Source organism: Loigolactobacillus iwatensis, assembly GCF_003950295.1.
Classification (GTDB): Bacteria; Bacillota; Bacilli; order Lactobacillales; family Lactobacillaceae; genus Loigolactobacillus; species Loigolactobacillus iwatensis.
The window spans coordinates 21,661-29,364 of the sequence record NZ_RHNP01000039.1; the positions used below are offsets into that span (position 1 = coordinate 21,661).

The 7,704-nt window shown below is 40.8% G+C and carries 4 protein-coding genes and 2 tRNA genes; 3 read left to right on the top strand and 3 right to left on the bottom strand.

The window, feature by feature from the left end; translation table 11 throughout:
* Positions 1–4: 4 nt before the first annotated feature.
* The 3 genes from EKM98_RS09875 to EKM98_RS09885 form a co-directional block, all read right to left on the bottom strand.
* On the bottom strand, positions 5–2,299 hold the full coding sequence (locus tag EKM98_RS09875) for a glycoside hydrolase family 31 protein (RefSeq protein WP_125982384.1): 2,295 nt from the start codon (positions 2,297–2,299) through the stop codon (positions 5–7).
* Positions 2,274–3,125, bottom strand: coding sequence for a glycosyltransferase family 8 protein (locus EKM98_RS09880; protein WP_068225827.1), 852 nt, complete (start codon positions 3,123–3,125; stop codon positions 2,274–2,276). Before EKM98_RS09880 ends, EKM98_RS09875 begins: the two co-directional genes overlap by 26 nt.
* Before the next feature lie 403 nt (positions 3,126–3,528).
* Positions 3,529–3,600 (bottom strand) — tRNA-Val (locus EKM98_RS09885).
* Positions 3,601–4,023: 423 nt separating this feature from the next.
* Between EKM98_RS09885 and EKM98_RS09890 the strand changes: the two genes are divergently transcribed.
* The 3 genes from EKM98_RS09890 (at position 4,024) to EKM98_RS09900 (ending at position 7,354) form a co-directional block, all read left to right on the top strand.
* Positions 4,024–6,444 (top strand): LysM peptidoglycan-binding domain-containing protein, encoded by a 2,421-nt coding sequence (locus tag EKM98_RS09890; protein WP_125982386.1) that lies wholly within the window; start codon positions 4,024–4,026, stop codon positions 6,442–6,444.
* A 244-nt stretch (positions 6,445–6,688) separates the two neighbouring features.
* Positions 6,689–7,201: a hypothetical protein gene (locus EKM98_RS09895; protein ID WP_125982387.1), complete on the top strand. Its 513-nt coding sequence runs from the start codon at positions 6,689–6,691 to the stop codon at positions 7,199–7,201.
* An 80-nt stretch (positions 7,202–7,281) separates the two neighbouring features.
* A tRNA-Ala gene (locus EKM98_RS09900) sits at positions 7,282–7,354 on the top strand.
* Positions 7,355–7,704 lie beyond the last annotated feature (350 nt).

Genomic DNA, 7,704 nt, shown 5'->3' on the forward strand with positions numbered 1-7,704 from the left:
ATTTTTATAATAAATACACAATTTCGTACAGCATTCTGGCCAAATCCTGATCGTCCAAAGTATTCAGGAAACTAACAAATTGACCTTTATTTTTAGAGGCCAGAAATTTCTGCCAAATTGTTCGTTTCAAATCAAAATTAATTTGCGCCCGTTTAAGTTTATCAAATAAACGCTCGGTTACGGCATCTCGCTGCTGGACTGGCTCACAATCAATTAGCTGTAATTGTAAACTATCTCCCTGCCGCCAAGTAACCTGATTATTTTCTACCGAAATATCCGCCGAATCATTCGCCTTGATGCTAAAAGTACCTAAGGCATTAAATTCCAACTGCAGCCGGCGTCGGTTAGGCAAAATACTGGCCGGATCTTGAACTTCTATTTGTAACTTGCGCTGATCCCAATTCCAAATAAATGTCGTTGTTGCGATCCGTTCTCCTTGCCGTTCTGCCAAAACATAACGATTATTTGCCTCAGGAAAGATCCGGATAAGCAAGGTTTCGGGAAGTTGGGTTGCATCCGCCATTGAATCAGGATTCAGCGGTACGATCCCCCCAGCCTTAACAAATACAGGATACCGCCGTTCATCACGGTAGACGTTTAACGTAACATCGCCGCGGTAACGTAGACCAGTAAACCAATCAAACCACTGTCCCGGTGGAAACCAAACCGTCACTTTGGATTGGTCCAAGTGCTGTATTTTTGGTGAAATGATCGGTGCTACTAATAATTCACTTCCAAAAAGTGCTTGGTTCTGCTGTTCATAGGCTTCTGGTTGATCATAATGATAGTACATTGGCTGTACTAACGGTTGCCCTAGCGTGTGCGTACGATAATTGGCCGTTTCTAAATAAGGAATTAGCTGGTGGCGCAGGCGAAGATATTCGCGCATAATCGATGCATTTGGTTCCTTGTAATTCCAAGGCTCTTTGCCACTAAACGGATTTCCGCTACCATGTAGCCGCATAATCGGACTGAAAACACCAAATTGTAACCACCGTAAGGCTAATTCATCATCCCGTTCACCGTGCATATGACCGCCAATATCGTGACTCCACCACGTATAACCAACGTTACTAGCTGTCGCCGTAAAATATGGCTGAAACGCCAATGATTTCCACGAAACTATGGTATCTCCAGAAAAACCGATTGGATACCGGTGGCTACCAAAACCGGCATAACGTGATAAGATGAGCCCGGCCTCGTGTCGTTTAGCATGATCGCGAAAATGGTAATGATTTAATAGCCAAAGTGGATCGACAAGTTGTGGCGTTAAATTCTTACCTTGTTGCCAATCAACCCACCAAAAATCAATTCCCTGCTTTTCTAAGGGGTGGTGAACGTCATTAAAATAACTTTCCCGAAAAGCAGAATCACTTAGATTAAACAGAGCCGGTTCCTCGGCCGCCGTATCAAGGTTTAGATGTTTGGCCACTGTGGAGTAACTTGCTTCATACGCCCGAATACCATCTGCCGGGTGTAAATTAACCGTAACTCGCTTGCCAATTTCGTGTAGCCAAGTAAGCAATGCTTCTGGATCCGGAAACAACTCTTTATTCCAGGTATAGCCAGTCCAACCGCTACCAAAGCGATGCGGAATATCAATTAAATGCCAGTCCATGTCCAAAACGGCAACCGAAAAGGGTATCTCATTTTGCGTAAATTTTTCGAATAAGGACTTATACTCACTTTGCGAATAGGCCAAATAACGACTCCACCAATTACCTAACGCATAACGTGGCAATTGCGGAGGAAATCCTGTTAAACGGTAAAAATCGCGTAGGCAGGCTAAATAATCATGTCCGTAAGCAAAATAATACCAGTCCTCCCCTAATGCTGTTCGGGGCCGAACAGTTTCACCTTCAATAATGAATGAGCGACTATCGTCCATCACACTATACCCGTTACGACTCATCAATCCTTCATCCAAGTCAACTGCACCATCAGCCTTGTCCAAAGTGCGAACAGTTCCTTTCAGGGTTTCCACTGCTTGACCAAAATACCACCGATTGGCGTAGTCAGAATAACCATACTTAGTGTCAATGTACAGTGATGCTGGTGTTAGTGGTCCGCCTTCATAGTACAGATGAAAATAATCAGTTACAATCTCTAATTCATGGTGATTACGTTGCCGGTAAACTTCAAAATGAGCTGTTCCTAAATCCCGATTTTGCACAATTTGGGTAAAGTGATCTTCAAAATGGCCGTCTGCACTGTACTCAATTCGAACTAACCGTGATGTTAAAACCGTAAAACGATAAGTTTCACTACTAACACTATTGGTATTGGTCTTCTGCTCCATCAGCGACTCCTCCGTTTCTCTGCGCATAATAACGATAAATTGCCTGCAAATCCGCGTGTTGATAATCCGAATGCCAAGGCTTGACGTGACCACAGTAATGAATAATAGTTGGCCGTTGGCGGGCCTCACGATTTAAGCGTGCCGTTTTGGCATCAAATGTTCTCGTAATACCAAGCATTAAATCAGATTGGGCGTTGAACCGTGGGTGAAGTTGATACCATTTAGAATACAAAACGGCGTTCAACGCATCCTGATCATGATATTTCAGTTTTTCTGGATGGTCACGAATAAAGGCCATTACTTTTGAAGTTATTTTTTCTTGCCGCCACCTTTCCAAATCAATTAGTAATAGACCAGAATTAAAATAGCGTGCACCACCAGTATCTAGCCCCATGGCCGCAAAACGGTCAAGATTACCAGCATCTTCAACGGCCCCGATCACATTTCCGGCCAAATCAGTCTGCCATAATTTCATAATATTGCCAGTAACGACCATATCGCAGTCAAGGTAAAGCAACCGCGAAAAATTACTATTTTGAAATAAACAGGGAGCCATTAGCCGATAATAGGCCGTTTTGGGAATACGGTTGCTTTCTACAAAATCAGTATCGGCCATCAGAGAAACAGTTTCAAAGTGAATTGCCGCATTGGGAAAGTGCGCAATATTGGCGGCCAAGCGCCCTTTCCCATTAAAACTTAGATCATTATCAACGATAAAAAAATCAACGTAGGCCGTCGAATTATTTTGTAATAAAGAAGTATGCAGAGTTTGCAAAACGGGAACAAACGCATCATTAGTTGCATTAACGATCGCAATTCTTTCCATATTGGCCAACCTCCCATCAAGTTTGCCTTAATTTTTAACCATATTCAGTCAAAAATCATTTTCAAAACGTGTTCTACTTAATTTAATGCAAAGGTAGCGAAAAAATTTAGATTAGCTAGTCGATTCTTATTCCAACGATAAGATCAAACCAAAATTGAGACAACTAATATGCTTTTTTACAAAAAAAGACCCCAATTTGCCGTCTATCGGCTAAATTGAGGTTAATTGCGGTTGGAACAAAAGTCCTAGTCGCTTACTATTTTCGATCATTACTCTAAAACGTGCGCCAAAAGTCTGGGTTCACGTGCCTAACTACAGCTAAGCTAATAACCACGGTACGGTTATTAGCTTACGTTACGCAGTGAACCCAAAACCGACTTTTGCCTCACTCTTGTATCTATTATGGACCTTGGCGGGTTCGAACCGTCGACCCCTTGGTTGTGACCCAAGTGCTCTCCCACTGAGCTAAAGGTCCAAGTAACTGTTACTCTATTATTCTACCACTTTTAATAAAACTGAGCCGAAGCTATCTTTTATTTCAATTATATTTTAATTACACAGTTAAAATATATGCCAAAAAGGCTAATTTTCACTGATTTACCATCTAATCGTCGCTTCAATTTTTGTAAATGGCCACTATTATTTTTTTGTCACTAAAATGTAACACTTACCGCGTTGACACAGTATTTTTAGCGTGCTAATTTTAAACTAATGACATTAATATGTCCATAAGCACAATCATTTTTTAGTCAATTATTAATAATTATTTTTTACATTTGGGAAAAGATATTCATCAAAGGTAATCTTAGAGCGTGTTTGGAAAAGCATCTAAGTTCAATAACATTTAATCACACGACACTAGTCATCAAGTAGGGGTAGTTTTTGGGAGGTTCTACATATGCAAGAAAACAAGCACAATAACGAAACAAGTAATAAAAAAGTCCATTACAAAATGTATAAGGCAGGAAGAAATTGGACAGTCGCTGGTATTTCAGTCCTAACTTTTGGGTTTAGTTTATTTAATATTCAGACCGGCGCCAATGCTGCTACAACACAACAAAAAACAACAGGCACCACAACAACCACAAATTCAGCGGCCGCTAAGCACACTGATAGTACGGCAACTTTAAAAACAACCACTGCTAGTTCCAGCGCTTCAGAAAAGGACAGCGCCGCACCAACTAACAATATTGCGCCAAATACGGTTGTATCAGGCGCCGCTACCGGTGAAGTTTCTAGTACCGCGGCCCAAGCAAGCACAATCAAGCAAGCGACCACGCAAAACAGCAGCTCAGTGGCTAGTTCGGCTTCTAGTAATAATACGGCAGCCAATAAGCAGCCAAACACAGCCAAGCAACAACTTACAAGCGCTGCAGTTCAAACCTCTGCTCAGCCAAACCAAGCACTGAACGCTGAGCAAACTAGCTTAACAACAAAACAGGCAAGTTCAGCGGTCCAAAGTAGTAGCACGGCCGTTTCAGACACTGTTCAATCAACGGCTAATTCGGCTACCTCAAGTAACTCAACTGAAGTAGCCTCTACAGCAACGGCCACTACTAGTCCAGCAAGCTCAGCAGCAGTTCAAGGTAGTTCTGCTACTGCTACAGTAAGCTCAGCAGCGACTCAAAATAGTTCCGCTGCGACAACCGTAAAAAGTTCCGCCATTACAATTACGCGTACCGCGTCAGATGATACGGCCGTCTACACAACTGTTAATGATATGGCTAAAGGCGGTACCTCTGGATTACAAGTGACTAACCTTAGCAATGATGATAATGGTGCTACAGCACTTGCAGCGGCCAAAGCCAAAGCATTGGCTGCTTATAAAGCAACCGGCACACCACAAACAATTACCCGCTCGGATAGTGGCTCCATCTCTTACCAACAGGCCTTTTTAGATAGTATTCAGGCTGGGGCAATTGCTGGGTGGCAACAGTACGGTGTGTTACCTTCCTTAACTGCTGCACAGGCCATCCTTGAAAGTGGTTGGGGACAATCAAGTTTAGCGGCTAACTACCATAACTTATTTGGCATTAAGGGTTCTTATAATGGTCAATCCGTATCCTTACCAACCCAAGAATATTATGGATATTACACCACCATTAATGATAATTTCCGCGTCTACCCAAATAACTCTACCAGTGTTACGGATCACGGTGCCTTTTTTGTTGATAACTCGCGCTACCATAATTTGCTAGGTGTTAAAGATGCCAATACCGCAACTTATTTAGTTCGTGCTGATGGTTACGCAACTGACCCTAACTACACTACTAGTCTACGAAATATTATTAGTAGCTGGAATTTAACTGCTTGGGATCAAATCGCTTTTAACGGTGGAACCACAGCTAACTTTGTTGATCTCAACAATAAGACAAGTACAACCAGTACAATTAGTGTTGCTAGCACAACTAGCTCGGATGGTTCGGTTCATTACGCAGTTAAATCTGGTGATACCCTATCTGGTATTGCTTCTAAATTCAATAATACAACCACAAACTTGGCATCTTGGAATAATATTAGTAACCCCAACTTAATCAATATTGGCCAAAATTTACTGGTTAAGCAAGCCACAAAAAAAAGTACAACAACTACTAATTTGGTCAAACCGACAACTAATAGTAAAGTCTATTACGCAGTAAAATCAGGCGACACGTTGTCTGGCATCGCTTTGAAATACAATACCTCGGCACAAAGCCTGGCCAGTAAAAATAACATTAGTAACGCAAATCTAATTTACGTTGGCCAGAATCTTTGGGTTTCAGGTAGCACGACAACAACTACTTCCAACAATAAACAGACCACTAAAGTAACAACCAACTACTATGCCGTTAAATCCGGTGATACATTATCCGGTATTGCGACAAAATATGGTACCACTGCTGCAAACTTAGCTAGTAAAAACAACATTAGTAACGCGAACTTAATCTACGTCGGCCAACAATTATTGGTAACAGGTAGTAATACGAGTGCCAGCACAACACCAACTACGGCAAAAAAACCAACCAGTAATCGTTACACAGTCATAGCTGGTGATACACTGTATGGTATTGCGATTGACCACAGTACATCTGTTCAAAAGTTAGCAACACAGAATAATATTAATGACACAAATACTATTTATGTTGGGCAAGTATTAACTATTTCTGGTTCAGCGACAACCACCGCTAAAGTAACTACCAATAATAGTTACCGTATTAAATCTGGCGATAGTCTTTCCGCCATCGCTGCCGCCCATGGGATGTCTGTTCAAGAATTGGCTTCAATTAACGGAATTAACGATCCGAATATGATCTTAGTTGGACAAGTTTTGACTTTTTAACTGAGATTGTGTCTCAAAACGATTCCTGTTAATCTTTTATAACTGATTAGTGTTAGGCCAAAATTTCTTGGGCCGCCGCTAGTACGACTAAAACCAATTTAAGGCTTACGACTTGTTTCTTTGTCGTAGGTCTTATTTTTGTGAAATTTTTTCGATATACCCTAGCTTAAAAATAGCTAAACTACGTTAAATTAAGTATGCTTTAAGTAACGACTAACTATGGAACAAGAAAGGACTGTTTTAAATGAAAAAACAAGCCATTGTTTTATTAGGGGTAATATTGCTGGGGTTGGCCGGCTGTAGCCAATCCACGCAAAATGACACAACTAATGACAAGAAACAAACTACCACCCACAGTACAAGCACCGCAAAATCTGATTCAACCAAATTAAATGTCGGTGCGGATGACAAAGTTAGTGTTCTCCCAAAAACATTAAACTTTAAAAGTTTCAACGTTAGCCAAATTAAGGCCGAAGCAGAAACCAAACAACAAGTAGAACTAGAGATTAGTTGGTTAAACCAAACAACTGATGACCGACTATTTTCTGATATTGGTGAAGTAGCGGTTTATCAAAATGGTTCCAAGCTAAAATTAACGGAGCAAGATGACGATTTTCTTGATCATGTTGGCCCAAATGAAAACGAAGATTTTGAACTTTCTTATCGCTTACGAAATACTAAGGATGATCTCCAAATTCGAATCACACCAAAAAATGATAACGAAACTAGTCGGCAAGTAAAAGTTGCCTTTAACTAGTAGCATAAAAATCATAGAAAGACTGTTCCACCTAGCTAAACTTGTGGTAGAATAATGAAGTGGTTGTTTGTAGCCATTTCGGGCCCGTAGCTCAGTTGGGAGAGCGCCTGCTTCGCATGTAGGAGGTCGACGGTTCAAGTCCGTTCGGGTCCAATTTGTAGTTTAATAGCGTTGTGAATGATTAAACATCTGCCTCTAAATACCGTTATATCACTGATCTAGTGATAGCGGTATTTTATTTTGTTTTCAATAATCAAAACTAAAGTATGTTCATTTCTGACAAATAGAATTAAGTGCTGGCGGTTGTCGTTACTTGTTTGAGTAGCGGCTTTTTTTATATAAAAATACGAACTACCGTAAATAGTTTCTATTTGCTACAAAAAAATAAGCCGATCTCCGTCAGATCGGCAAAACATAGTAGAAAATCGAGAGTGTCAATAATTTTGTGTAAATGAGTAACTCTTATTCGCACGATTAAATAACCAATTTCAAAACATTGATTC

What these genes read in the sequence shown, in the direction of transcription:
- EKM98_RS09895 (WP_125982387.1), top strand. Translation starts at nt 6,689, where the DNA reads ATGAAAAAACAAGCCATTGTTTTATTAGGGGTAATATTGCTGGGGTTG.
- EKM98_RS09880 (WP_068225827.1), bottom strand. Translation starts at nt 3,125, where the DNA reads ATGGAAAGAATTGCGATCGTTAATGCAACTAATGATGCGTTTGTTCCC.
- EKM98_RS09890 (WP_125982386.1), top strand. Translation starts at nt 4,024, where the DNA reads ATGCAAGAAAACAAGCACAATAACGAAACAAGTAATAAAAAAGTCCAT.
- EKM98_RS09875 (WP_125982384.1), bottom strand. Translation starts at nt 2,299, where the DNA reads ATGGAGCAGAAGACCAATACCAATAGTGTTAGTAGTGAAACTTATCGT.